Consider the following 23,268-nt stretch of genomic DNA (forward strand, 5'->3'; position numbering starts at 1 on the left):
GGCTCGGGCTAGAGGGTCAGGGTCCAGCCGTCGATGTAGCCGGTGTCGCCGCTGGCGGCGTCCTGGACGCGCAGCTTCCAGCTGCCGTTGCGGGTCTCCGAGGACAGGTTGACCGTGTAGGTCTGGTTGATGTTGTCGGCGGAGCCGCCGGTGCGGTTGTGCAGGGTGTAGGCGCTGCCGTCGGGAGCGACCAGGCTGACGACGAGGTCACCGACGTACGTGTGCACGATCTGCACGGCGACCTTGCTGGTCGACGAGGCGGTGCCGGTGCAACCGGCGATCGCGATGCTGCTGGTGACGGTCGCGTTGTCGCCGACCGTCACGTTGTTGGCGTTGCTGCCGGTGCAGTTCGTCGTGCCGGAGCCGCTCAGGTTGAGCGTCCAGCTGTTCAGGTAGCCGGTGTCGCCGCTGGCGGCGTCCTGGACGCGCAGCTTCCAGGTGCCGTTGGCGACCTCGGAGGAGAGGTTGACGGTGTAGGTCTGGTTGATGTTGTCGGCGGAGCCGCCGGTGCGGTTGTGCAGCGGGTAGGCGCTGCCGTCGGGAGCGACGAGGCTGACGACGAGGTCACCGACGTACGTGTGCACGATCTGCACGGCGACCGTGCTGGCCGAGCCGGCGTTGCCGGTGCAGCCCGCGATGGCGATGGTGCTCTCCACCGTGGCGTTGTCGCGGACGGTCACGTCGGTGCCGTTGGTCTGGGTGCAGCCGGCGGGCGGCGGGGGCGGCGGGGGCGTGGTGCCGCCGTCGCCGACGTACAGCAGCTTATTGGGCGAGCCGGTGCCGGGGCTGGTCACCGCGTTGCTGGTGGCGTCGGCGACGAGCTTGTCGCGCACCTGCTGCGGGGTGAACGTCGGGTTGGCGGCGACCACGAGCGCGGCGGCGCCGACCACGTGCGGGGTGGCCATCGAGGTGCCGCTGATGGTGTTCGTGGCCGTGTTGCCGGTGTGCCAGGCCGAGGTGATCGAGCTGCCGGGGGCGAAGATGTCCAGGCAGGTGCCGATGTTGGAGAACGACGAGCGGGCGTCGGTGTTGGTGGTCGAGCCGACGGTGATGCCGGCGAGGAGACTGGCCGGCGAGCTGTTGCAGGCGTTCGCGCCGTAGTCGTTGCCGGCCGCGAGGCCGTAGGTGACGCCGTCGGCGATGGAGCGGGCCACCGCGTCGTTGAGGGCCTGGCTGAACCCGCCGCCGAGGCTCATGTTGGCCACCGCGAGCTGACCGGCGGCGTGGTCGCCGGTCACCCAGTCGACGCCCTGGATGACGCCCGCGTCGGTGCCGCTGCCCTCGCAGTCGAGCACCCGTACGCCGACCAGCGTGACGCCCTTGGCCACGCCGTGGGCGGTGCCGCCGACGGTGCCGGCGACGTGCGTGCCGTGCCCGTTGCAGTCGTCGGCGCTGCCGCCGTCGATGGAGTCGAAGCCGGAGACCGCCCGGCCGCCGAAGTCGTTGTGGCCGAAGCGGATGCCGGTGTCGATGATGTACGCCTTCACGCCCGAGCCGTTGTTCGGGTAGGTGTACGAGTTGTTCAGCGGCAGCGCGCGCTGGTCGAGCCGGTCCAGGCCCCAGGACGGGGTGGGGCTCTGCGTACCGCTGATCCGCATGGTGTGGTTCTGCTGGACGTAGCGCACCGAGGGGTCGGCGGCGAGCCGCTTGGCCTGCTCCTCGGACAGCCGGGCCTCGAACCCGCGCAGCGCGTTCTGGTACGTCCGGTTCACCGTGCCGCGGTGCCGGCCGGCGAGGTCGCGTGCCTTCTTCGTGACGTCGGTCCGACCGACCGAGGTGTCCTTGAACACGACGATGTACGACTCGTCGACGGCGGTGGCGCCGCCCGCCAGGAGGATCTGCCCCTCGGCAGGGGCGGCCGTCGCGGGGGCGCCGAACGCCACGGCGGTGGCGACGGCGGCGGTCAGCACACCGACGCGCCAGCGGCGCGCGGCAGGGTAGGGGAGTGTCATCCCTCGGGTGTTCCTCTCGCTCCACGACGGCGGGTGCGCCATCGATCGCAATTGATCAAAGTGAGCAGAAGCGTAGAACTTCCACGGGCAAAAGTGGAGACGTGCAGGCACCTTGTATTCCGAGGGCGAAGTGCGGTAAGGGAATCAGTCGGGAGCACTGCGGTCCGGAGGGTCTACGCTGCTGCGTGTGGACTCCGTCGCCTTCCGTGTCGCCTCCCGCCCCGCACACGGCGAGGGTGAACTGACCGTCCACCACCCGTACGACGGGCGTGCCGTCGGCCGTACCACCCTCGCCACCGCCGACCAGGTCGAAGCGGCCGTCGCGGCAGCCGCCGAGGTGGCCGCGCAGGCCGCGGCCCTGCCCGCGCACGCCCGCGCGGCGGCCCTGGACCACGTGGCCCGGCGGCTCGCCGAGCGGGCCGAGGAGTTCGCGCGGCTGATCACCGCCGAGAACGGCAAGCCGCTGAAGTGGGCCCGCGCCGAGGTCGCGCGGGCCGTCTCCACCTTCCGCTGGGCGGCCGAGGAGGCCCGGCGGTTCTCCGGCGAGCTGCAACGCCTCGACACCGACCCGGCCGCCACCGGGCGGATCGCCCTGGTCCGGCGGGCGCCGAAGGGGCCGGTGCTCGGCATCGCGCCGTTCAACTTCCCACTGAACCTCGTCGCGCACAAGGTCGCCCCGGCCATCGCGGTCGGCGCACCGATCATCGTCAAGCCCGCTCCCGCCACCCCGCTGTCGGCGCTGCTGCTGGGCGAACTGCTCGCCGAGACCGACCTGCCGGCGGGGATGTTCTCGGTCCTGCCGCTGCCGAACGAGCGCGCCGCCGAGCTGGTCGTCGACCCCCGGCTGCCGGTGGTCTCGTTCACCGGCTCCGGGCCGGTCGGCGCGGCGATCCGCCGCCGCGTGCCCGAGAAGCACGTCACCCTCGAACTGGGCGGCAACGCCGCCGCCGTGATCTGCGAGGACTGGAACACCGACGAGGACCTGACGTTCGCCGCGCACCGCGTCGCGACGTTCTCCAACTACCAGGCCGGCCAGTCGTGCATCGCCGTGCAGCGGGTCTACGTGCACGAATGGCTCTACGACGCGTTCCTGCCCCGGCTCGTCGCGGCGGTGCAGGAACTGCGCGTCGGCGACCCGTCCGACCCGCTCACCGACGTCGGCCCGCTGATCTCCGTCGACGCCGCCGAACGGGTCGAGGCGTGGGTGGACGAGGCGGTCACCGCCGGCGCCACCATCGAGGTGGGCGGCCGGCGCGAGGGCACGACCTATCCGCCGACCGTGCTCTCCGGCGTGCCGGCGGACGCCAGGGTAAGCACCGAGGAGATCTTCGGGCCGGTGCTGGTGGTCGCCCGCGTCGCCCACGACCGGGCCGCCTTCGCCGCCGTCAACGACTCGGCGTACGGGTTGCAGGCGGGCGTCTTCACCCACCGCCTCGACACGGCCTTCGCGGCGCACCGCACGCTGGAGGTCGGCGGGGTGATCGTCGGTGACGTGCCGTCGTACCGGGCCGACCAGATGCCGTACGGCGGGGTGAAGGGCAGCGGCGTCGGGCGCGAGGGCCTGCGCAGCGCCATGGACGACTACACGGAGCCCCGGGTCATGGTGCTGACCGGCCTGACGCTGTAGGCGCTCGCCGGGCGCCGCCCGCTCACCAGGTGCCGTCGTCGCGTACGCGGGCCGGCGCCCGGCCGAGCAGCAGGGTGGTCAGCGCGGTGTCGATGTCCTCGCCGAGGAACCACTCGCCGGCCTGGTCCAACGCGAACACCCGACCCCGCTCGTCCACGGCGAAGATGCTGTCACCGTGCTCGGACCCGGCGGGAAAGAGTCTCGCCCCGAGTACGGCGGTGAAGTCGGCGAGCGTGTCGGCCGAGTGCGCGCTCCGGAGCGGATTTGTCGTGAACCGACTGATCCACACCTGCTCGCCGGGACCCCGGCGGCTGCTCACGATCGCGGGGAAGGCGGTCAGCGCCCGCTCGGCCGCAGGGAAGGACTCGTGGCGGTGTCGCTGGCCGGCAACCTCGCACGTCTCCCGAATCGCCCCAGCGGCTAGGGCGGAGTTGAACTCGCTGTCTTCCCAGCCGGCATCCATGAGCGCGTCACCGACTGGGGACGGGAAGCGGCCCGGTTGATGCGAGCGCTGCGGCTGCGGGTGCCATTCCGAGGTGAAGGCCAGGTCCGCCCAGGACAACGCGTTGAAGTGGACCAGGAAGTTGAGGCACGAGTCGCAGGCTCTCTCCGCTCTGCCGCCACAGGGATCGCCCGGCTCCCGTATTCGGAACACCTCGAAGCGGGCGCCGCCCAGCAGCCTCTCAGCGTCGGCCATGCCGAGTGGCGCGATCCCCTCGGCGGCGCGGCGGTGGTCGTAGTGGTGCAGGACGTCGGAGACGACGATGAGCTCGGCATGCCGGTCGCCGCCGCGCACCAGGTGCCCCGGGGGCAGCTCGTCCAGATAGGACCGCACCAACGGGTGATGGTTCAGCGCGATGTCGCCCTTGGCGCCCTGCGCGCGGAACAGCCGCCCCTCGACCGTCAGGTGCGCCGCCGTGTTGGGCGTCGGCAGGCGGCGGAGCTCGCGGAGCAGTTGGCCCGCCGGATCGACCGTGCGGGGAGCGGCCGGACCCGCCGGCCGGCTGCGACGGTACATCTGCGCGACCGCGTCTACCGGCACGCGCGGCCACGTGGTCACCTCGCCGGTCAGCTTGTCCACCACGGTGGTCGGCAGATCACCGGGCACCGTCCTCGCCTCGACGGGCACGGTGGACGTGAAGACGTAGCCGAGGTCAAACTCGTCGACGCTCGAGTGACAGTCGTGTCCCAGGCGCTGTGACTCGCGGCGGGCCCACACGGCGGCGAGTTGCTCGGCCTGCTGGCGGTCGATCACGGCTTGAAAGTACCGGACCCCACGGATTCGTGGCGCCCGGTATGGTTCGCCCTACCGACGGTAACCGGGGGAGGGTGGCGTTGGCCGAGAGTGTGGACCGGGACGCCAATCACGCGCTGCGGGCGCGGTTCGACGAGGTGTACGGGGACTACCGGCGACTGAGGTCCGGTCTGGACGAGTTGCAGGGGCGGCTCGCCGAGGTGCGGGTGACCGAGCGCTCCGAGGACGGTCGGGTGACCGCCATCGCCGGTCCCCGGGGTGAGGTGATCTCGGTGGAGCTGCACCCGTCCGTCTTCCACGACCGGGACGCGAAGGCGTTGAGTCGGCAGATAACCGCCACCGTCCACCGGGCCAGCGCCGCGGCGGTCGCTGCCACCCAGGAACTCGTGGCCGGCTACCTGCCCGCCGGCTCCGGGGCGTCGGACTTCCTGCGTACGGGTGACTTCGGTTCGTTGCTGGGCCGGGCCGACGCCGTGCTGCGGCGGAGCGAGTGATGGACGGTCAGCTCTGGCTCGACCCGCAGCGTGCCCGGCGCGGGGGCGTCGACCTCTCGCTGTCCGGCGCGGCGATCACGGCCCGTCGCCGCCAGGCGGGCGGCGCGATCGCGGCAGCGAGCGACCGGTCGCCGTGGGGCAAGGACGACATCGGGGCCGCGTTCGAGCAGAACTACCGCGGCTTCGAGGAGCTGGTCCTGCGCACGTGGGAGGGCGTCGGCCGGCACCTGGAGGGTCTCGGCGCCGACGTGGTCCGGTCGGTGGGGGCCAACCTGCGGACGGACGCGGCGAGCGCGGGCCGGCTCGGCCGCGTCGGCGACCGGCACCAGCAGCGCTGATCCGCTGAGGAGACCCGGATGAGTCTGTTGCCGAGCCCCATCCCGCACCCGCTCGACTACTCGCCCTGGCAGTTGCCCGGCTGGGTCTACGAGGCCCTCGACTGGGTCATCGGTGTCGAGTGGCCGGAGGGGAACGAGCGCGCGGTCTGGGACCTCGCCGACCAGTGGTACGCGGTGGCCACCGCCCTGGCCGGGCCACGGGCCGACGCCGTTGCCGCCGCTGGCGAGGTGCGTGGTGGCTACGGCGGCGTCGGCGCGGTCGCTGCCGCCTTCGACACCGCCTGGCGACGGGTGGCGGAGGGCGACGAGGCGCCGCTGCCGGTGCTGCTCGCCGTCAGCACCGAGTTGGGTCGGCTGGTGGAGGAGTGCGGCTGCGACATCGAGGGCGCCAAGCTCGAGGTCTGGATCGAGCTGGGCATCCTGGTGGTCGAGCTGCTGGCACTGGCCGTCGCGACCGTGCTCACCGCGGGCGCGGCCTCGCCCGCCGCCGGGGCGGCGATCATGGCCACCAGACTTGTCGTGCAGCAGATCTTCAAGCGGCTGATGGCGCAGCTGGCCCGCAAGTCGCTCAAGCAGGGGCTCAAGGAGGCCGGCGAGCGGGCGGTCAAGGAGGTCACCGAGGGCGGCGTGCGAGGGTTCAGCCGCCGCGCGGCGCTCAGCGGTGTCTCCGAGGCGGCCGAGGAGAGCGGCATCAACCTCGCCACCCAGGCTTACCAGAACTCGACGGGCCGCCGGCACGGGCTGGACGTGACGGAGTTGGGCACCACGGCGCTCGGGGGCCTGGCTGGCGGGGCGGTGGCGCCGCTGGCCGGTCTCGGGCGGCACGCCACCGGCCGGGGCGCCCGGATCGGGGAGCACCTCGGCCGCGAGATGACCGGCGAGGTGATGGCCGACCAGGCCGCGAGTCTCGCCACCGGCCAGGGACTCATCTCGGTGGAGGACGCGGCCCGCGCAGCCGCGTCCGGTGCCCGGGGCTCCGCCACCGCGCAGGCCGACGCGGCGTTGCAGGCACGGCTAAACGGCCAGCTCAGCGCCCTGGCCGGGATGCCTTTCACTCCGCTGGACGGTGGGGCTTCCGCGCAGCCCTCAACCCCGATCACCGGCTCGACCCCAGGCATGGAGGCGTCCCGACACCCACACTCGATGCCAGACGTTGCTGCGCCTCGGTCGGTCCCTGCCTTCGGTAACGATGGCGCGTCGGTCGAGCCCAGGGCGGCGACGGGGACGTCTGCGTTCCCCGATACAGGAACATCCGATTCTGGCAGCGGCTTTACCGAGCAGCGCGGGACGCCGTCCAGCACACCGTCCCCGGCTGTCGACGCCGTCCAGGTGGTCGGCCCGGTAGTTGAGGGTGGGCTCGCGGAAGCACCAAGCGCTCCAACGCCCGCCCCTGGGATCGACCCCGGGGAAAGGTCCGTATCCCCGGATCCGCAGGTCGACGCGTCGAGGGCTCCGCTCGATCCGACGCTCTCCTCCGTCGCGCAGGCGGCACCGTTGACGGCTGCTCCGGCCGCGTCGACCGTCCCTGGCCCCGTCAGCGAATCCGCATCCAATGCAGGGCCGGCCGCGCAGCACACGGGCGCCATAGCAACCGCTCCGCCGACGAACGGCGGGCCTGTCCCCTATGGTTCAGCGGCCAACTCGTCGCTTGCCACCAGCCCGGCGCAGGCCTCCTCGGCGGCCATCACGAGGCCGGCGGAGTCAGGCAAAACGGTGGCGGGAACGGCCGGCCCACCAGTGGGATCCCCGTTCAATCCGAACGAGACGCGAGGCGTAGCCGCAGACCGGTCATCGACTGACCGAACGGCCGAGGAGGCACCACACACGTCAGAAGTTGCGGGGCAGCCAACTCCGCGTCCGCGCAGCCCGGAGTGGTACGCCGCCAGATGGGCCGCGGACCAGGACGCGTTCGAACGGCGTCGTTACCGGGGGCACTTCGAGTTTCAGCGCACGAATCATGAGCAGAATCGCCGTCTGGACAGCGCGGCGCGACTACGCCAGGCCGCAGAACGGAGTTATGACGAAGCCCGGTGGCTGGTCGGCGAGGGCCGTCGTCTGGCACAGGCCGGGCAGCGCGCTGCCGCAGAGCATTACTTCTTGGGCGCCCGTGCCCGGGAGCGCTGGTATCACCAGCAGAACGACATGGCGGAGAAGGTCCTCGCCGGGGTGGCCACTCCAGGCGTCGTTGCCGTCGGTGGTGCGGACTTCCGGCGGATCAACGACGACGTCGGCGACCTGGCGTACGGTGCCGTGGAGACCGCCGACCGTTCGGCGTTGACGGGCGACGACCATCCGCCGCCGGTCGACCGGTCACGAAGCTACGGACGGCCCGGCGGTCTGCGTCCGCCGCTTGCCCTGCACCAGACCGACATCGAACGGCAGGTGCCCCGGGAGCCCGACGGAAGCGTGCGGCGGAACGCCGACCCGCGAGTGGGTAGCTGGTTCGGTTTGGTCAACGACGGCGGACCGCAGGCCGACCCGACCCGCGGCATCAACTGCATCGACTGCACCCTGTCGCTGTTCGACACCTGGACGCACGCCCGCCCCCGCGTCGCCGCGCCCCGCACCTTCGACGCCTACGTCGCGGGCGACGTAACACGCCCCATCAACGGTGAACACGACGGCATCGGGCGGGTGGAGGACATCACAGGGGGACGCTTCCAGCGCCTTTGTCAGCCGACCCAGGACATCCAGGGTGTCGAGCGGCAGCGGGCGATCGACACGGGGTACCGCAACCTCCACGACCAGCTCCGCCTCGGCGGCCACGGCAGCTTCGCCTTCGTCATCAACAACTGGGAGCAGGGCGGTTCCCACATCTGGGTCGCTCTCAACCAGAACGGCACCATTCTCTACCTCGATCCGCAGACCGGGGCCGTGTCGACCGCGCCCCTTTACCGGCACCACGGCGTCCCGCATCCGCACAACGCCGTCGACACCGAGGTCCTGGTGATCGGCCCGGACGGCAGACCAATGCCGCTGGGTGGGCTGCGGCGGGGGCGGTTCAGCCAGCGACCGGACCTGCCGGAGTACCCACCCGTCGAGACCGACCAGGGGTACGGCGAACTGTTCCTCAACCGCATGCACCTGCTGGACGGAACGGGCACTGCGCCCCAGGGAGCGGAACAGACGGGCACGCCTTCGGGCTCGGCGACTCGCGATGTCGACGAGCCCGATCCGGAATGGAACCGGGCTGAGGCGTTGCTCCCGTGTGATGATTCCGGGTACAGAATTCAACGCCGGGACTGCGAGTTTCTGGGATTGACGCCTGACGCCGTAGTCGGGTGGGCGGAAAGACGCGCTCCACTCGGCCTGACACCGCCGGCCTTCGAGCAGATGGCGGCGGCATTATTCGACGCTCTGGAGGCAGACGGCGTCCGTCATGATCAGGTCGACATCAGGCTCCAGGGTTCTTCGTCGAACTTCTTTTCCGGAGCGCACAAGAGGTTGCCCACGGAGGAACAGATTTCCGATCATCCAGAGGCAGTCGAGCGAATGAGAGCATGGAGGGGCGGCGGTGTGCTGCCGGTGCGCCGGCCCTTCGACTCGATGTACAAGCTGGGTTTGGAAGAGCCCAGTGATTTCGACTTCCAAATCTCATCAGACGTTATGGTTGAAAGAGCTGTCGCCGTCGGCAATAGCGACTTTCCTGACCTTTGCGTAGTCAACAAGAGTTATGGTTTTGTCACCAAGAAGGTTGCAAGGAAGTGCTTCCCCGCGCTCTTCGCCTGGGCGGAAGAATATAGCAAGCTGTCGGGTCGTGAGGTGGTTCCAGCGGTGTTTCCTGGGGTTGGTCCGCCGAACCGATCAGCTGACGGTGTATCGTCCCACTTCAGGCCGGCGGACTGGATCATTGAGGACAATCGTGACCGATAGTTGGGTGTTGAAAGTGTCCGGAACTATTGACGGTCACACGCTTGATCGACTGCGAGCGGAGCTTGGTCTGAGCCGGCTCGGTCGACTGGCAGACGATTGGGACGAGCTGTTCGGAGAAGTGGCGTGGGAGGTTCAGGGGCAGGCGGTCCGGATCGAGTTGTGGCGTGATGTCGACTCGCTGGAGTGGCGCCTCGATCTGGAAGCTCCGGCCCCGCTGGCGGAGGCTGTGAGCGCAAGCGTGTTGGCGCGAGTCGAAGCCGCATTGCGGTCGACGGGGCTCGGAGTAGCTTCCGTGTTCAAGCGCCCTTGAGTGTCAGCCTGACCACGCCACCGCTGCCCCTCCAGCCCTGAGCCGAACTGCGCCTCCTGCTCCGAGGTCGACCGGCAGTCGCCGTCGTGGAGATCGCGGAATCCGGGCGGGTTGTCGGGCTCGAATATCATGGCGAAATGGCTGAATCAGACACCGGGCAGAAGCCATCCGGCCCGGGGAGGTGGCAGGCCAACGCCTGGGCGTGGCCGGTCGGCCTCATGCTCGGCCTGGTCGTTGGCCTGGCAGCCCTGGATGGGGCCGCCGGCGTGGGCGTCGGCATCGCCATGGGCGTGGCCTTCGCCGTCGCCCTGGGAGCCGGCAGCACCCAGGACACCGACAGCGATGACGAGGACGACGACAGCGCCAGCGATGCGGCCGACAGCAAGGGCCTCGACAGCGAGGACGCCGTCGGCCGGAACGCCGCCAGCAGGGGCGTCGAAAACTGGGAACAGGCCGTCCAGGACACCGGCAGCCCTGGCTCCGGCGGGCAGGGCGCGCACGGGCAGGACGCGCACGGGCAGGACGCGCACGGGCGACGCACCGACCGGTCGTCGTGACGTCGGGGGGACCGCTCGACGTGCTGGTGGAAGGGCCCGGGGCGTCGGACGCCCGGATGGTCGTGCCCGGCAGCGTGGCGGAGGCGTTGGCCGTACAGGAGCGGTTGCGGCCACTGGTGGACCTGGTCGGGCCCGGCCCGGCCGAGCCCGCGACGGTGGCCGGCCTGGACGTGGCGTACGCCGAGGGCGGTGACCGGCTCGCGGCGGCCGTGACGGTGCTCGATGCCCGCACTCTCGCGGTGGTCGACTCGGCGGTGAGCGTGGGCCGGCCGGCCTTCGAGTACGTCCCCGGGCTCTTCGCCTTCCGTGAACTACCCGCGCTGCTCGACGCGCTCGACCGGCTCACCGTGCGGCCCGATCTGCTGGTCTGCGATGGTCACGGGCTGGCCCACCCACGCCGCTTCGGGCTCGCCTGCCACCTGGGCGTGGTGACCGGCCTGCCGGCGATCGGCGTGGGCAAGACGCCGCTGCTGGGCGAGTGGACGCCGCCGGCCGACCGCCGGGGCGCGTGGGCGCCGCTGCGTGACGGGCACGAGATCGTGGGCCGGGTGCTGCGTACGCGCGACGGCGTCAAGCCGGTGTTCGTCAGCGTCGGCCACCGGACGAGTCTCGACGGGGCGACCGCACGGGTGCTGGCGTTGACGCCGCGCTACCGGCTGCCGGAGACCACCCGTACCGCCGATCGGCTCTGCCGCGACGCCCTGGCCGCCGCCGGACCGACCGCCCGCGTCCACCCGAGGTCGCCGGTTCGGTGAACCCGGGCAGCGCCCGCGCCGCCTGAGGCCGCCGATTCGGCAGCCCGGACAGCGCCCGCGCCACCCGGGGCCGCCGCCGGTCCGGTGACCCGGACCAGCGGGATCGCCGGATGGGGCCGCCGCCGGTGGGTGGCCCCCGACCAGCGGGCTTGCTACGGTCCCGACCGGCCAGGTCGGTCGACCGGGCCGCGGGGTAATACGGCGCACATCCGGAGCGCTCGATGACCTGGCCCTGACAGGCCCCGGTAGTAGCCTGACCGGCGGACCCCCGTCGGGGGAGGAACGGCGAGGTGATCATGGCGGTACGTCGGCACGCGGCGCGGCTCGCGACGGTATGCGCGTTGCTGGGCGGCCTGGTGGCGCTCGGCGCGACGCCGGCGCTGGCCGCTGGCGACTCGGTGCGGGTGCGTTCGGCGGGCAGCTTCACCGCCGGCGGTCCCGCCGGGGGTGTCTCGATCGAGGTGCGCAAACGCAGCGACGGCTGCGTGCTGCTGCGTACCGCACTTGGGTTGCGCCTGGCCGGCCTGCGCGCCGACCAGGCCAGCGTGCAGGTCAACGTGGGCGGCCGCTGGTTCCCGGTGCCGCTCTCGGGAAGGTCCGGCAGCGCGGCCACGTCGGCCACCTCGCCGCTGAAGCCGAGGCTCTGCAAGGGTAAGGCCATCACCGTGCGCTACCGGGTGGCGTTCGCGGCGGAGGCGTCGGGCGGCCGGCTGACCGTGAGCGGCGTGGCCAGCGACGCGCTCGGGCGGGCCCTGGGCCGGGGCGCGGAGGCGTCCCGGGTGGTCGGCGGCCGGGCCACGGCCTCGCCGACGCCGAAGCCGTCGAAGAAGCCGTCACCCACCCCGAGCGCGGCCGCCACCGAGGTGCGGGCCGGCGCGGCGGACCCGAGCCTGGACGCCGGCCAGGGCGCCGGCGCCGTCAGCAACGCCGCCGAGGAGGAGTCCTCCGGCGGCTCGGTGGTCATGTTCTTCGGCATCGCCATGGTCGCCGTCGGGATCCTGCTCATCGTGCTGCTGTTCCGCCGCTCGCGGGCGGACAAGGAGCCGGTTGACCCGGGCCAGGTCCCGCTGCCCCGCAACCCCGGTGGCACCACCTACCGCTCCGGGCAGGGCCCGGCCGCCGCCCCCGGCCCGCCCGGCCAGATGTACGGGCAGCAGCCGCCCGCCCCCGGCCTGTACGGTGGCACGCCCGCGCCCCGCCCGGCGGGCGGCGTGTACGGCAGCCGCCCGGCGCCGGAGGCCACCCAGGTGGTGCCCGGTGCGCCCGCCGCCCCGCCCGTCTCGGCCCCGCCCGCCAGCCCGAGGTCGGCACCCCCGGCACCCGGGCAGTACGGGCCGCCCCCGGCACCCGGGCAGTACGGGCCGCCGCCGTCCGTGCCGCCCGCCGGGGGTAGGCCCGGCGACCCGCCGCCGGAGGGCGGCGGCGGCGACCACACCGTCTTCATGCCCCGGCTCCCTGGCTGAGCCGGGCCGCGCGGTACCCCTCCGATACGCTCAGGCCGTTGAGGACCTGCGGCGCGAGGAGCGAGACCGGTGTCTGATCTGTCCCAGATCGTGAAGGCCTACGACGTCCGTGGGACGGTGCCGGACCAGTGGGACGAGCGCACCGCCGAGGCGCTCGGCGCGGCCTTCGCGCAGGTGCTCAACGGCTTCGGTGAACGGGACGAGGCGGTGCTCGTCGCGCACGACATGCGTGCCACCGGTCCGGCTCTGGCTGCCGCCTTCGCCGACGGCGTACGCGCGGAGGGGCGCGCGGTCGTCGAGTTGGGCCTCGCCTCGACCGACATGCTCTACTACGCCTCCGGCGAGCTGGGGCTGCCCGGCGCGATGTTCACCGCCAGCCACAACCCGGCCCAGTACAACGGCATCAAGATGTGCCGCTCCGGGGCCCGCCCGATCGGTCAGGACAGCGGGCTGGCCGACATCCGCGAGCGGGCGCAGGCCCTGCTGGACAGGGGCGAGGACCGCCGGGCCGACCCGTCGGCCGCGCCGGCCGAGCGCCGCGACCTGCTGGCCGACTACGCGGCGTACCTGCGGCAGTTGGTCGACCTGTCCGGCATCCGTCCGCTGAAGGTGGTCGTCGACGCCGGCAACGGCATGGGCGGCTACACCGTCCCGGCCGTGCTCGGCGACGCCGTCCTGCCGGCGCTGCCGTTGGAGATCGTGCCGCTCTACTTCGAGCTGGACGGCACCTTCCCCAACCACGAGGCCAACCCGTTGGACCCGGCCAACCTGGTCGACCTCCAGCGCGCGGTGCTCGAGCACGGCGCCGAGATCGGCCTGGCGTTCGACGGCGACGCCGACCGCTGTTTCGTGGTCGACGAGCGGGGCGAGCCGGTCTCGCCGTCGGCGATCACCGCCCTGGTGGCGGCCCGTGAGCTGGCCAAGCACCCCGGCTCGACGGTGATCCACGGCCTGATCACCTCCAGGGCGGTGCCGGAGATCATCCGCGAGCACGGCGGCGAGCCGGTCGTCGCCCGGGTCGGGCACTCCTTCGTCAAGGCGGAGATGGCCCGGACGAACGCGATCTTCGGTGGCGAGCACTCGGCCCACTACTACTTCCGGGACTTCTGGTTCGCCGACACCGGCATGCTCGCCGCGCTGCACACGCTGGCCGCCCTGGGCGAGCAGTCGCTGCCGCTGTCCGTGCTGGCCGGCGAGTACGAGCGGTACGTCGCCTCGGGCGAGATCAACTCGACGGTGACCGACCAGGCCGCCAAGGTGGCCGAGGTGCGGGCCGCGTACCCGCAGGCCGACGCCGACGAGATGGACGGGCTGACCCTGCGCTTCCCGGACGGCGCGTGGTTCAATCTGCGCGCCTCCAACACCGAGCCGCTGCTGCGGCTCAACGTCGAGGCCCCGACGCGGGAGCGGATGGCCGCCCTCCGTGACGAGGTGCTCGACCGGGTTCGCCGATAGGATCGCCTGCGCCGGTCGGCACCGTCGATCGGTGAGACCGCATACGTGGAAGGAGCCGCGCCGTGGCCCTGGACCCGCAGTTGCTGGAAATCCTCGCCTGTCCGGACACGCATCACGCCCCGCTCGACTACGACGCGCAGGCGCAGACGCTGACCTGTACCGAGTGCGGCCGGATCTTCGAGGTCCGCGACGACGTGCCGGTGCTGCTGCTGGACGAGGCGCGCGGCCCCGCGGAGCAGTCATGATCGACGGTACGGCCGGGGTCAGCGGCCGTCGCGAGCCCGCCGAGGCACTCCTCGACGACCCGGCCGCGCTGGCCGAGCACGACCCGGGCGGCATGCTGCGGCACACCGCCTCCGCCGGGGCGCAGGTCCGCGAGACGGCCGCCCTGGCCGCCGAGGCCAACCTCCAGGTGCTCGCCGACGAGGGCCGCCCCCGCGCGGTCGTCATCGCCGGCATCGGCACCGCCGGGCGTACGGGCGACGTGCTGGCCACCGTCGCCGGGCCGCGCTGCCCGGTGCCGGTCATTCCGCACCGCAGCGCCGGCGTGCCCGGCTGGGTGGGCGCCGCCGACGTGGTCATCGCCGTCAGCGCCTCCGGTCGCAGCCCCGAGGCGCTGGGCGCCGCCGAGGCCGCGCACCGGCGGGGGGCCCGACTGGTCGCCGTCGGCGCGCCCGACTCGCAGTTGCAGTCCGTGGCCGAGCGGGCCCGGGCGCCGTTCATCCCGGTGCCGCGGCGCGCCCCGGCCCGGGCCAGCCTCTGGGCGCTCACCGTGCCGGTCCTGCTCGCCGCCCGTACGCTCGGCCTCGTGAAGGTCAACGAGGCGGACCTGGCGGAGACCGCGGCCCGGCTGGACGCGGACGCCGACCGCTGCCGCCCGACGGCCGAGTCCTTCGTCAACCCGGCGAAGTCGCTGGCCCTGGGCCTGGCCGGCTCGGTGCCGATCGTGTGGGGCTCGTCGCCACTGGCCACCGTCGCGGCCCGTCGCTTCGGCGACACCCTCTCCGCCAACGCCCGCTACCCGGTGGTCAGCGGGGCGCTCGGCGAGGCGGGCCGCGGTCGGGTGGGTCTGCTCGACGGCGTCTTCGGCGGCCTGGCCGAGGGGGAGCGGGACATCTTCGCCGACCCCGACGAGGAGGAGCCGTCGGGCACCCGGCTGCGGTTGGTGCTGCTGCGCGACGGCGGGCTGAACCCGGAGGACGACGCCGACGAGCCGCTCGACGTCGAGGAGCGTCGCGCGGACGCCGTGCAGACCCTCGCCGAGCGGCGGGGTGTGCGCTGCGACGTGGTGACCGCCGAGGGCGGCTCCGCGTTGGAGCGGCTCGCCTCGCTGGTCGCCGTGCCGGACTTCGCCTCGATCTACCTCGCCCTGGCACACGGACTGGACCCGATGGCCGTGCCGGCCATCACCGAGATGAAGGAGCTGGCAAACCAGTGAGCGCAAGCAGGGAGCGGGTCGAGCGGCGTGCCGCGTCGAGGCCCGATGGTGCCGTGCGACCCGACGGAGCGACGGCGTGAGCGCCAACGGTGGTACGAAGGCGATCGTCGCCGCCCTGCTGGCCAACACCGGCATCGCCGTCACCAAGTTCGTCGCGTTCCTGCTGACCGGATCCTCGTCGATGCTGGCCGAGTCGGTCCACTCGGTCGCCGACGCCGGCAACCAGGGGCTGCTGCTGCTCGGCGGGCGGCGGGCCAAGCGCGCGGCCACCCCCCAGCACCCCTTCGGCTACGGCCGCGAGCGCTACATCTACGCGTTCATCGTGTCGATCGTGCTGTTCAGTGTCGGCGGCCTGTTCGCCCTCTACGAGGCGTACCACAAGTGGTCGCACGCCGAGGGCATCACCTCGTGGCACTGGGTGCCGGTCGCCGTGCTGGTGGCCGCGATCGTCATGGAGGTCTTCTCCTTCCGCACCGCCATCCAGGAGTCCAACCTCGTCCGGGGCAACCAGTCCTGGGTGCGGTTCGTCCGGCGGGCCAAGGCGCCCGAGCTGCCGGTGGTGCTGTTGGAGGACCTGGGTGCGCTGGTCGGTCTGGTCTTCGCGCTCTTCGGCGTCGGCATGACGCTGATCACCGGCAACGGCCGCTGGGACGCGGCCGGCACCGCGATGATCGGTGTGCTGTTGGTGGTGATCGCGATCATCCTGGCCATCGAGACCAAGAGCCTGCTGCTCGGTGAGGGTGCCGAGGCGCAGGAGGTCGCGGCGATCGAGAAGGCGGTCACCGACGGTCCCGAGTTCGAGCGGATCATCCACATGAAGACGCTCTACCTCGGCCCCGAGGAGCTGATGGTGGCCGCGAAGGTCGCCGTGCCGGCCGGCGACAACGCGGAGGCGCTGGCCCGCAGCATCAACACCGTCGAGACCCGGATCCGCGCCGCCGTGCCGACCGCCCGGGTGATCTACCTGGAGCCGGACATCTACAGCGTCGCCGCCGAGCGGGCGGGCGCCGGGGTCGCGTCGCCCGCCGCCAAGCCCGGATCCGAGCTGAACGAGGCCGCCGGGCGGCCCGGGAGCTGACCGGTGGAGCTGCTGCACGGCCCGATCCGCGACTACGCCTGGGGCTCCCGCTCGGCCATCGCCGAGTTGCAGGGGCGGCCGGTGCCGAGCGACGGCCCGGAGGCCGAACTGTGGCTGGGCGCCCACCCGGGCGGTCCGGCCGCCGTCGACCGCGACGGCGCCCGGGTGAGCCTGACCGACCTGCTGCTCGCCGAGCCGCACCACTGGCTCGGCGAGCGGCTGGTCGGCCGGTTCGGCACCCGGCTGCCGTTCCTGCTCAAGGTGCTCGCCGCCGACGCCCCGCTGAGCCTCCAGGCGCATCCGGACGCCGAGCAGGCCCGCGCCGGGCACGCCGCCGACGCCGCCCGCCCCGACGGGCAGCGCAACTACGTCGATCCGTACCACAAGCCGGAGCTGCTGGTGGCGCTCTCGCCGATGGAGGCGCTCTGCGGTTTCCGGGATCCGGCGGCCTCGGCGGCGGCGCTGGCCGGCTTCGGCGTACCCGCGCTGGAGCCGGTGCTGACGGCGCTGCGTACCGGGCCGGCGGGCCTGCGTGACGCCGTACGGCTGCTGCTGACCTGGCCGGCCGACCGGCGCGACGCGCTGGTGGCGGCCGTGGCGTCGGCGCCGGTCGCGGGGCCGGACGCGGAGCTGGCCCGGGACCTGGCCGCCGCCTACCCGGGCGATCCGGGGGTGCTGGTGGCGATGCTGCTCAACCGGGTGCGGCTGGCGCCCGGCGAGGCGATCTGGATGCCCGCCGGCAACCTGCACGCCTACCTGCGCGGCACCGGTGTGGAGATCATGGCGGCCAGCGACAACGTGCTGCGTGGCGGGCTGACGCCGAAGCGGGTGGACGTCGAGGAGTTGCTGCGGGTGCTGCGCTTCGAGGTGCTGCGCGACCCGGTCGTGCCGCCGCTGGAGGTGGCCCCGGGCGTGGTCACCTGGCCGGTGCCGGTCGAGGACTTCTCGCTGCACCGGGTGACGGTGGGTGCCGGGCGGCCGCGGGTGACGGTCGAGGTGCCCGGGCCCCGGGTGGTGCTCTGCCGCGCCGGTGAGGTCTCGGTCGACGACGGGGCCGGCGCGGTGACGCTCGGGCCGGGGCAGGCGGCCGTCGGCGGCGCCGCCGCCGGAGCGCTGCGGGTGGGGGGCGCGGGGGAGGCGTACGTCGCGAGCTGCGGCCTGCGCTGACCGGCGCGCTGACCGGCGCGGGGCACAGCGCGCTGACCGGCGCGTGGAATGGCGCGCGGGACGGCGACACAAGTCCGACTTTTCCGTAATGGCTTGACTCCGCCCTGCCCCAGTGTGACTCTATGGGTACGCAGCGTTATCGCGACGACGGTCCGAGAACGCGCGAGGGGGAACCAAACCGGGGGGATGCACGGGGCGGGCGGCTGGTGGGCGGAACTCCGTCCACGACCGACCGCCCCGTGCGCTGTCGTGCTGTCTTCGTGCCCTCTTCACCGGCCGGTCCGCACGAAGGCGGCCCGCGAGCGTAAGGTGAATGGTCGCGCAGCACATCGTCCGACAGGAGACTTCATGACCAGCACCCTCCCGGCGTCCGCCAACGGCACGCCGTCCGAGGTCCGGCAGAGCACGCTCGCCGAGGGCGACTACAAGGTGGCGGATCTGTCGCTCGCCGAGTTCGGGCGCAAGGAGATCCAGCTCGCCGAGCACGAGATGCCCGGCCTGATGGCGATCCGTCGTGAGTTCGCCGACGCCCAGCCGCTCGCCGGTGCCCGGATCACCGGGTCGCTGCACATGACCATCCAGACCGCCGTCCTGATCGAGACCCTGGTCGCGCTCGGCGCGCAGGTCCGCTGGGCGTCCTGCAACATCTTCTCCACCCAGGACCACGCGGCCGCCGCGATCGTGGTCGGCCCGGACGGCACGACCGAGGCCCCGGCCGGCGTCCCGGTCTACGCCTGGAAGGGCGAGAGCCTCGAGGAATACTGGTGGTGCACCGAGCAGGTGCTCGCCTGGCCCGGCGGGCAGGGCCCGAACATGATCCTCGACGACGGCGGCGACGCCACCCTGCTGGTGCACAAGGGCGCCGAGTTCGAGAAGGCCGGCGCCGTGCCGCCGGTCGAGTCCGCCGACTCCGAGGAGTACGCGGTCATCCTCGGCGTGCTGCACCGCTCGCTCGCGGAGGACGGCCAGCGGTGGACCCGGATCGCCGCCGGCATCAAGGGCGTCACCGAGGAGACCACCACCGGCGTGCACCGGCTCTACGAGATGCACCGTGCCGGCACCCTGCTCTTCCCCGCCATCAACGTCAACGACTCGGTCACGAAGAGCAAGTTCGACAACAAGTACGGCTGCCGCCACTCCCTGATCGACGGCATCAACCGCGCCACCGACGTGCTGATCGGCGGCAAGATGGCGGTCGTGCTCGGCTACGGCGACGTCGGCAAGGGCTGCGCGGAGTCGCTGCGCGGCCAGGGCGCCCGGGTCGTGGTGACCGAGGTCGACCCGATCTGCGCCCTCCAGGCGGCGATGGACGGCTACCAGGTCGCCACCCTGGACGACGTGGTCGAGCAGGCCGACATCTTCATCACCGCCACCGGCTGCTTCGACGTCATCACCAACGAGCACATGGCCCGGATGAAGCACCAGGCCATCGTCGGCAACATCGGCCACTTCGACAACGAGATCGACATGGCCGGCCTGATGAAGCGTCCCGACGTGGAGCGGGTCAACATCAAGCCGCAGGTCGACCTCTGGAAGTTCGCCGACGGGCACGCCATCATCGTGCTGTCGGAGGGCCGCCTGCTGAACCTGGGCAACGCCACCGGCCACCCGAGCTTCGTCATGTCGAACTCGTTCGCCAACCAGACGATCGCCCAGATCGAGCTGTTCACCAAGACCGAGGAATACCCGATCGGCGTCTACGTGCTGCCCAAGCACCTCGACGAGAAGGTCGCCCGGCTGCACCTGGCGGCGCTCGGCGCCAAGCTGAGCACCCTCACCAAGGAGCAGGCCGACTACCTCGGCATCTCCGTGGAGGGCCCGTTCAAGCCCGAGCACTACCGGTACTGACACCCGTTGCGCCGACGGGCCGACCGCTCACTGCCAGCGGCCGGCCCGTCGGCGTTTCCGGGGCGGGCGTGCACCGCGCGCCGACCCGGTCGGCGTGCTCGTCCGGGCCCAGGGGCAGGCACGACGGCCGGCGCGGGTCGTCGTGCGGTCAGTCCCGGCGGACGCGGCGGCGGGCGGGGCGGACCCAGCTCCACACACACCAGACGAGCCAGGCCACCGAGACCACGGCGGCCAGCGCGCGCAGGCCCAGCGCGTCGAGCAGCAGCACCACGGCGAGGACGGCCAGCCACGGCCCGAACGCCCTCACGACCGCCACCGGCCGAGCACCATCCGGCGGACCAGCGGTGGAGCGATCCACGACCAGACGCAGAAGAGCATCCAAGCCAGGGCGAACAGGCCGCCGAGCAGGTTCAGGCCGGCGGCCGTGAGCAGCACGATCACGCCCACCGCGAGCAGCCAGGTGCGGAAGATCCCCAGCCGGTGGAGCGGGCGCAACGGCAGCAGCAGCGGATGCGCGTACACCCGGGTCTCCCAGGCGGCGTCGGCGTAGTCGGCGTCGGTCGGGTCGTGGGCCGCCGCCTGCCCGAAGGCGCGGTGCGCGGTGCCCACCCGACCGCGCTGGGCGGCGGCGACGCCGTGCAGCGCGAGCGCCACCGGATTGCCCGGCCACGCACCGACGAACTCCCGGGCGACCCGCTCGGCCGCCCGGTCGTCCCCCCGGGCGTACGCGAGCTGGAACCGTGCGGCGAAGACTGCCGGCGCTTCCGGCGCGACCGCCGCCGCGCGGGCCACCAGGCGTTCCGCCTTGTCCGTCTGGCCGACGGCCGAGCAGAGGTCGGCGTACTGGCAGAGCAGCCACGGGTGCTGCGGCTCGATGGCGAGCGCGTCGAGCAGCGCCCGCTCGGCGAGGGCGTGCTCGCGACGGTGGCGCAGCGCCAGGCCGAGCCGGCCCAGCAGTTCGGCGTCCGGGCCGTGCTCGGCGAGCCCCTGCCGGGCCACGGCCACCACGTCGTCCCAGCGGTCGAGCACGGTCAGCGCGCCCGCCCGCAGCCGGAACGCGAGCGGGCTGGTGGCCAGCGGGGCGGGCAGCCGGTCGACCTCCGTCAGGGCCTGCTCCGGGCGGTTCACCTCCAGCAGCTGGGCCACCCGGGCGAGCTGCCTCTCCGGGGCGGTCACGCGCCCGCCACCAGGAAGACCAGGACGGTCTCGGCGAAGCCGAGCAGGAGCACCGCGGTGAGGCCGGGCAGCCACAGCGACGCGGGCCGGCCGCCGCGCAGCTCGTACGCCCGGAACGGACGCTTCTGCGTGGCGGCGGCCGCGAGCCAGACCAGCCCGCCGGCCAGCGCCCCGACCAGCCGTACGGGCCGGTCAGCCTCCTCGTCGAAGATCGCGAGCGTGATGGTCAGCCGGGCGACCAGCCCGGCCAGCCCGGCGCCGAGCATCGCCAGCTGGGCCGGGCGGGACACCCCGAGCCGACGCCCGTTGACCAGGGCCAGCACGGTGACGGCCGCCGGACCGCCGAACACGGCGGGAAAGATCAGCGACTGGGGCCGCCAGGGCGGGCGTCGCGCCTCGTACGCCGCCGGCGCGATCGTGGGGGTGAACAGGTCGTCGGCCACGGTGATCCTGTCTCGGTAGGGGCGAGCCGGATCCTGCCACAGCCGGCGCCCGGCCCGCCTGCCCGGCCACCGCTCAACTACCGGGCGGTGGGCCCACGCCGGCCGGCGCGGGCCGACCCGGCACCAGCTCGGGCCAGAGTGTCGCGGCGGCCGTCCGGCCGAGCCCCAGCCGGTAGCGCGCCCGCCGGTGCCGCTCGCCGAGGACCGCGGCCAGGTAGACCGACTCGGGCATGCCCGCGGGCGGGGGCGGCGCGATCACCGCGGCGACCTCGGCCCACAGGCCGCGCCCCAGCCGCCCGCGCGCCGGCTCCGCGAGCTGGTGCACCCGGGCCAGGTACTGCCGGGCGGCCAACGCCAGGTCGTCGTCCAACCGGCTCAGGTCCACCGTGCACGCCCAGCCGGCCAGCGCGGGCACCGCCGTCGGGACCGGCCGCCAGGCGGTCGCCGCCCGGGTGTGCACTACCAGCGTGCCCGCGACCAGGTCGCCGAGCCGACGCCCGCGCCGGTCGGTCACCATCACCGTCACCCCGGCCACCCAGCTCAACAGCGGCAGTACCAGGCCGGGCCACTCCACGGCCACGCCGACCAGCGCCCGGGTCAGCGACTGCCGCGCCGCGACCGGTGCGCCGTCGGCGCTGACCACCCGCAGCCCCACCGCCATCTTGCCCAGCGTGCGGCCGTGGTTGAGCCGCTCGCACAGCACCGGGTAGCCGACCAGCACCAGGATCAGGCCCACCGTCGCGAGCCCGCCGGCCAGGGCGCCGTCGACCAGCCCCTCCGGCAGGTTGAGCAGCGCGATGCCGACGGTCATGGACAGCACCAGCATCAGGGCCACCTGGGCCAGGACGTCGAGCAGCAGCGCGAGCACCCGGGAGCCGATCCGGGCGGCCCGGACGTCCAGCTCCACGGCCTCCCCGCTGACCAGCCCGGCGTCCCCCCAGGGGGCGGGTCGGGCCGGCGGCCGCGGTTGTGCGCTCACCCCGACAGTGAACACTATGATCCCCGGACGGGGGTGACGGTGGATCTCGACGCGTACGTCGCGGAACACGGCGGACAGTGGCGGCGGCTGGAGGAGCTCTCCGGGCGTAGCCGGCTCGACGCCGCCGAGATCGACGAGCTGGTCGCCCTCTACCAGCGGGCGACCACCCAGCTGTCGGTGCTGCGCAGCCGCTCACCCGACCCGGCGCTGGTCAGCCAGCTCTCCCAGGTGGTGCTGCGCGCCCGGGCCCGGCTCACCGGCCGCCCGCGCCCGTCGTGGGCGGCGGTCGGGCGGTTCCTCGTGGCCGGCTTCCCCGCCGCGGTCTACCGCGCCTGGCCCTGGTGGTGCGGGGTGGCGACGGGTTTCAGCCTGCTCAGCCTCTTCCTGATCTGGTTCGTGGCGGGCAACCCCGAGACGGCGGCGGCCTTCATCGGCGACGAGGCGGCCGCCGACCTGGTCGAGTCCGGGTTCGCCGGCTACTACACCGAGTTCGCCGCGCCGACGTTCGCCTTCCACCTGTGGACGCACAACGCCTGGCTCGCCGCCCAGTGCCTCGCCGCCGGGGTGCTGATCGTCCCGGTGCTCTACCTGCTCTGGCAGAACGCCCTCAACATCGGCGTGGTCGGCGGAGTGATGGTCGCCCACGGCCGCGCGGACGTCTTCTTCGGCCTGATCACCCCGCACGGGCTGCTGGAGCTCACCGGGGTCTTCGTGGCCGCCGGGGTGGGCCTGCGCATCGGGTGGTCCTGGATCGCACCACCGACGCAGCTCACCCGGGGGCAGGCGGTGGCCCGGGCCGGCCGCGAGGGCGTCCTGGTCGCGGTCGGGCTGGTGGGGCTCTTCGCGGTGTCCGCCGTCATCGAGGCGTTCGTGACCCCCGCGCCCGTGCCGGTTGCGCTGCGTGTCGCCGTGGGCGCCGCCGTCTGGCTCGCCTTCCTGGCGTACGTGGTGCTCCTCGGCCGCCGCGCCACCCACCCAGATCTCGTTGATCATGAAGTTGTTGCCGTGACACGCCGGGTGGACGGGCAATAACTTCATGATCAACGGGGGGTATGTCGGT

Annotated in this window: 21 protein-coding genes; 15 read left to right on the forward strand and 6 right to left on the reverse strand. The window is 73.0% G+C overall.

Annotated elements, in window-relative coordinates; all coding sequences use genetic code 11:
* Window positions 1-8: 8 nt before the first annotated feature.
* Window positions 9-1,952: a S8 family peptidase gene (locus tag KBX06_RS15870; protein ID WP_210835480.1), complete on the reverse strand. Its 1,944-nt coding sequence runs from the start codon at window positions 1,950-1,952 to the stop codon at window positions 9-11.
* A 187-nt stretch (window positions 1,953-2,139) separates the two neighbouring features.
* On the opposite strand from KBX06_RS15870, the gene KBX06_RS15875 reads away from it, so the two are divergent.
* Window positions 2,140-3,579: an aldehyde dehydrogenase family protein gene (locus KBX06_RS15875; RefSeq protein ID WP_210835484.1), complete on the forward strand. Its 1,440-nt coding sequence runs from the start codon at window positions 2,140-2,142 to the stop codon at window positions 3,577-3,579.
* A 22-nt stretch (window positions 3,580-3,601) separates the two neighbouring features.
* Here the strand turns inward: KBX06_RS15875 and KBX06_RS15880 are convergent, their stop codons facing one another.
* A complete protein-coding gene (locus tag KBX06_RS15880; protein WP_210835486.1) occupies window positions 3,602-4,834 on the reverse strand; it encodes an SUKH-3 domain-containing protein in 1,233 nt (410 codons plus the stop codon).
* Between the two features lie 74 nt (window positions 4,835-4,908).
* Here KBX06_RS15880 and KBX06_RS15885 point away from each other — a divergent pair, with 74 nt between their 5' ends.
* The 13 genes from KBX06_RS15885 (at window position 4,909) to ahcY (ending at window position 19,610) form a co-directional block, all read left to right on the forward strand.
* Window positions 4,909-5,328 (forward strand): YbaB/EbfC family nucleoid-associated protein, encoded by a 420-nt coding sequence (locus KBX06_RS15885; protein WP_307854645.1) that lies wholly within the window; start codon window positions 4,909-4,911, stop codon window positions 5,326-5,328.
* The gene (locus tag KBX06_RS15890) at window positions 5,328-5,666 is read left to right on the forward strand and encodes a hypothetical protein (RefSeq protein WP_247685975.1); all 339 of its coding nucleotides are present in this window, start codon (window positions 5,328-5,330) and stop codon (window positions 5,664-5,666) included. The genes KBX06_RS15885 and KBX06_RS15890 overlap by 1 nt, the downstream gene beginning before the upstream one ends.
* Before the next feature lie 18 nt (window positions 5,667-5,684).
* Complete coding sequence (locus KBX06_RS15895) at window positions 5,685-9,539, forward strand: toxin glutamine deamidase domain-containing protein (RefSeq protein ID WP_210835491.1); 3,855 nt, start codon at window positions 5,685-5,687, stop codon at window positions 9,537-9,539.
* The gene (locus tag KBX06_RS15900) at window positions 9,529-9,849 is read left to right on the forward strand and encodes a hypothetical protein (protein WP_210835493.1); all 321 of its coding nucleotides are present in this window, start codon (window positions 9,529-9,531) and stop codon (window positions 9,847-9,849) included. The genes KBX06_RS15895 and KBX06_RS15900 overlap by 11 nt, the downstream gene beginning before the upstream one ends.
* A gap of 137 nt (window positions 9,850-9,986) precedes the next feature.
* Window positions 9,987-10,406 (forward strand): hypothetical protein, encoded by a 420-nt coding sequence (locus KBX06_RS15905; protein ID WP_210835495.1) that lies wholly within the window; start codon window positions 9,987-9,989, stop codon window positions 10,404-10,406.
* 56 nt (window positions 10,407-10,462) lie between these two features.
* Complete coding sequence (gene nfi / locus KBX06_RS15910) at window positions 10,463-11,161, forward strand: deoxyribonuclease V (protein ID WP_210835639.1); 699 nt, start codon at window positions 10,463-10,465, stop codon at window positions 11,159-11,161.
* Between the two features lie 296 nt (window positions 11,162-11,457).
* Entirely contained in the window at window positions 11,458-12,624 is a 1,167-nt protein-coding gene (locus KBX06_RS15915) for a hypothetical protein (RefSeq protein WP_305798296.1), read from the forward strand.
* Between the two features lie 69 nt (window positions 12,625-12,693).
* Window positions 12,694-14,079: a phosphomannomutase/phosphoglucomutase gene (locus KBX06_RS15920; protein WP_210835498.1), complete on the forward strand. Its 1,386-nt coding sequence runs from the start codon at window positions 12,694-12,696 to the stop codon at window positions 14,077-14,079.
* A 62-nt stretch (window positions 14,080-14,141) separates the two neighbouring features.
* Window positions 14,142-14,324 carry a Trm112 family protein gene (locus tag KBX06_RS15925; RefSeq protein WP_089001904.1) on the forward strand — a complete coding sequence of 61 codons (183 nt, stop codon included), beginning with the start codon at window positions 14,142-14,144 and terminating at the stop codon, window positions 14,322-14,324.
* On the forward strand, window positions 14,321-15,517 hold the full coding sequence (locus KBX06_RS15930; RefSeq protein WP_210835500.1) for an SIS domain-containing protein: 1,197 nt from the start codon (window positions 14,321-14,323) through the stop codon (window positions 15,515-15,517). Before KBX06_RS15925 ends, KBX06_RS15930 begins: the two co-directional genes overlap by 4 nt.
* Window positions 15,518-15,593: 76 nt before the next feature.
* Window positions 15,594-16,595, forward strand: a complete 1,002-nt coding sequence (locus KBX06_RS15935; protein ID WP_210835501.1) for a cation diffusion facilitator family transporter — start codon at window positions 15,594-15,596, stop codon at window positions 16,593-16,595.
* 3 nt (window positions 16,596-16,598) lie between these two features.
* Window positions 16,599-17,762 (forward strand): mannose-6-phosphate isomerase, class I, encoded by a 1,164-nt coding sequence (gene manA / locus KBX06_RS15940; protein WP_210835503.1) that lies wholly within the window; start codon window positions 16,599-16,601, stop codon window positions 17,760-17,762.
* Between the two features lie 348 nt (window positions 17,763-18,110).
* Complete coding sequence (gene ahcY / locus KBX06_RS15945; protein WP_210835509.1) at window positions 18,111-19,610, forward strand: adenosylhomocysteinase; 1,500 nt, start codon at window positions 18,111-18,113, stop codon at window positions 19,608-19,610.
* Window positions 19,611-19,758: 148 nt separating this feature from the next.
* Here the strand turns inward: ahcY and KBX06_RS15950 are convergent, their stop codons facing one another.
* The 4 genes from KBX06_RS15950 to KBX06_RS15965 form a co-directional block, all read right to left on the reverse strand.
* On the reverse strand, window positions 19,759-19,926 hold the full coding sequence (locus KBX06_RS15950) for a hypothetical protein (protein WP_210835647.1): 168 nt from the start codon (window positions 19,924-19,926) through the stop codon (window positions 19,759-19,761).
* Window positions 19,914-20,786 carry a tetratricopeptide repeat protein gene (locus KBX06_RS15955; RefSeq protein WP_210835510.1) on the reverse strand — a complete coding sequence of 291 codons (873 nt, stop codon included), beginning with the start codon at window positions 20,784-20,786 and terminating at the stop codon, window positions 19,914-19,916. Before KBX06_RS15955 ends, KBX06_RS15950 begins: the two co-directional genes overlap by 13 nt.
* The gene (locus tag KBX06_RS15960) at window positions 20,783-21,229 is read right to left on the reverse strand and encodes a hypothetical protein (RefSeq protein ID WP_210835511.1); all 447 of its coding nucleotides are present in this window, start codon (window positions 21,227-21,229) and stop codon (window positions 20,783-20,785) included. Before KBX06_RS15960 ends, KBX06_RS15955 begins: the two co-directional genes overlap by 4 nt.
* A 73-nt stretch (window positions 21,230-21,302) precedes the next feature.
* Complete coding sequence (locus KBX06_RS15965) at window positions 21,303-22,208, reverse strand: RDD family protein (protein ID WP_307854646.1); 906 nt, start codon at window positions 22,206-22,208, stop codon at window positions 21,303-21,305.
* A gap of 33 nt (window positions 22,209-22,241) precedes the next feature.
* On the opposite strand from KBX06_RS15965, the gene KBX06_RS15970 reads away from it, so the two are divergent.
* Complete coding sequence (locus KBX06_RS15970; RefSeq protein WP_307854647.1) at window positions 22,242-23,240, forward strand: stage II sporulation protein M; 999 nt, start codon at window positions 22,242-22,244, stop codon at window positions 23,238-23,240.
* The last annotated feature ends 28 nt before the right edge of the window (window positions 23,241-23,268 follow it).

The organism is Micromonospora sp. C31 (assembly GCF_018070575.1).
Taxonomy (GTDB): Bacteria; Actinomycetota; Actinomycetes; order Mycobacteriales; family Micromonosporaceae; genus Micromonospora.

Coding starts and splice junctions, on each gene's coding strand:
- KBX06_RS15870 (WP_210835480.1), bottom strand. CDS start 1,952: ATGACACTCCCCTACCCTGCCGCGCGCCGCTGGCGCGTCGGTGTGCTG.
- KBX06_RS15890 (WP_247685975.1), top strand. CDS start 5,328: ATGGACGGTCAGCTCTGGCTCGACCCGCAGCGTGCCCGGCGCGGGGGC.
- KBX06_RS15895 (WP_210835491.1), top strand. CDS start 5,685: ATGAGTCTGTTGCCGAGCCCCATCCCGCACCCGCTCGACTACTCGCCC.
- KBX06_RS15905 (WP_210835495.1), top strand. CDS start 9,987: ATGGCTGAATCAGACACCGGGCAGAAGCCATCCGGCCCGGGGAGGTGG.
- nfi (WP_210835639.1), top strand. CDS start 10,463: ATGGTCGTGCCCGGCAGCGTGGCGGAGGCGTTGGCCGTACAGGAGCGG.
- KBX06_RS15915 (WP_305798296.1), top strand. CDS start 11,458: ATGGCGGTACGTCGGCACGCGGCGCGGCTCGCGACGGTATGCGCGTTG.
- KBX06_RS15930 (WP_210835500.1), top strand. CDS start 14,321: ATGATCGACGGTACGGCCGGGGTCAGCGGCCGTCGCGAGCCCGCCGAG.
- ahcY (WP_210835509.1), top strand. CDS start 18,111: ATGACCAGCACCCTCCCGGCGTCCGCCAACGGCACGCCGTCCGAGGTC.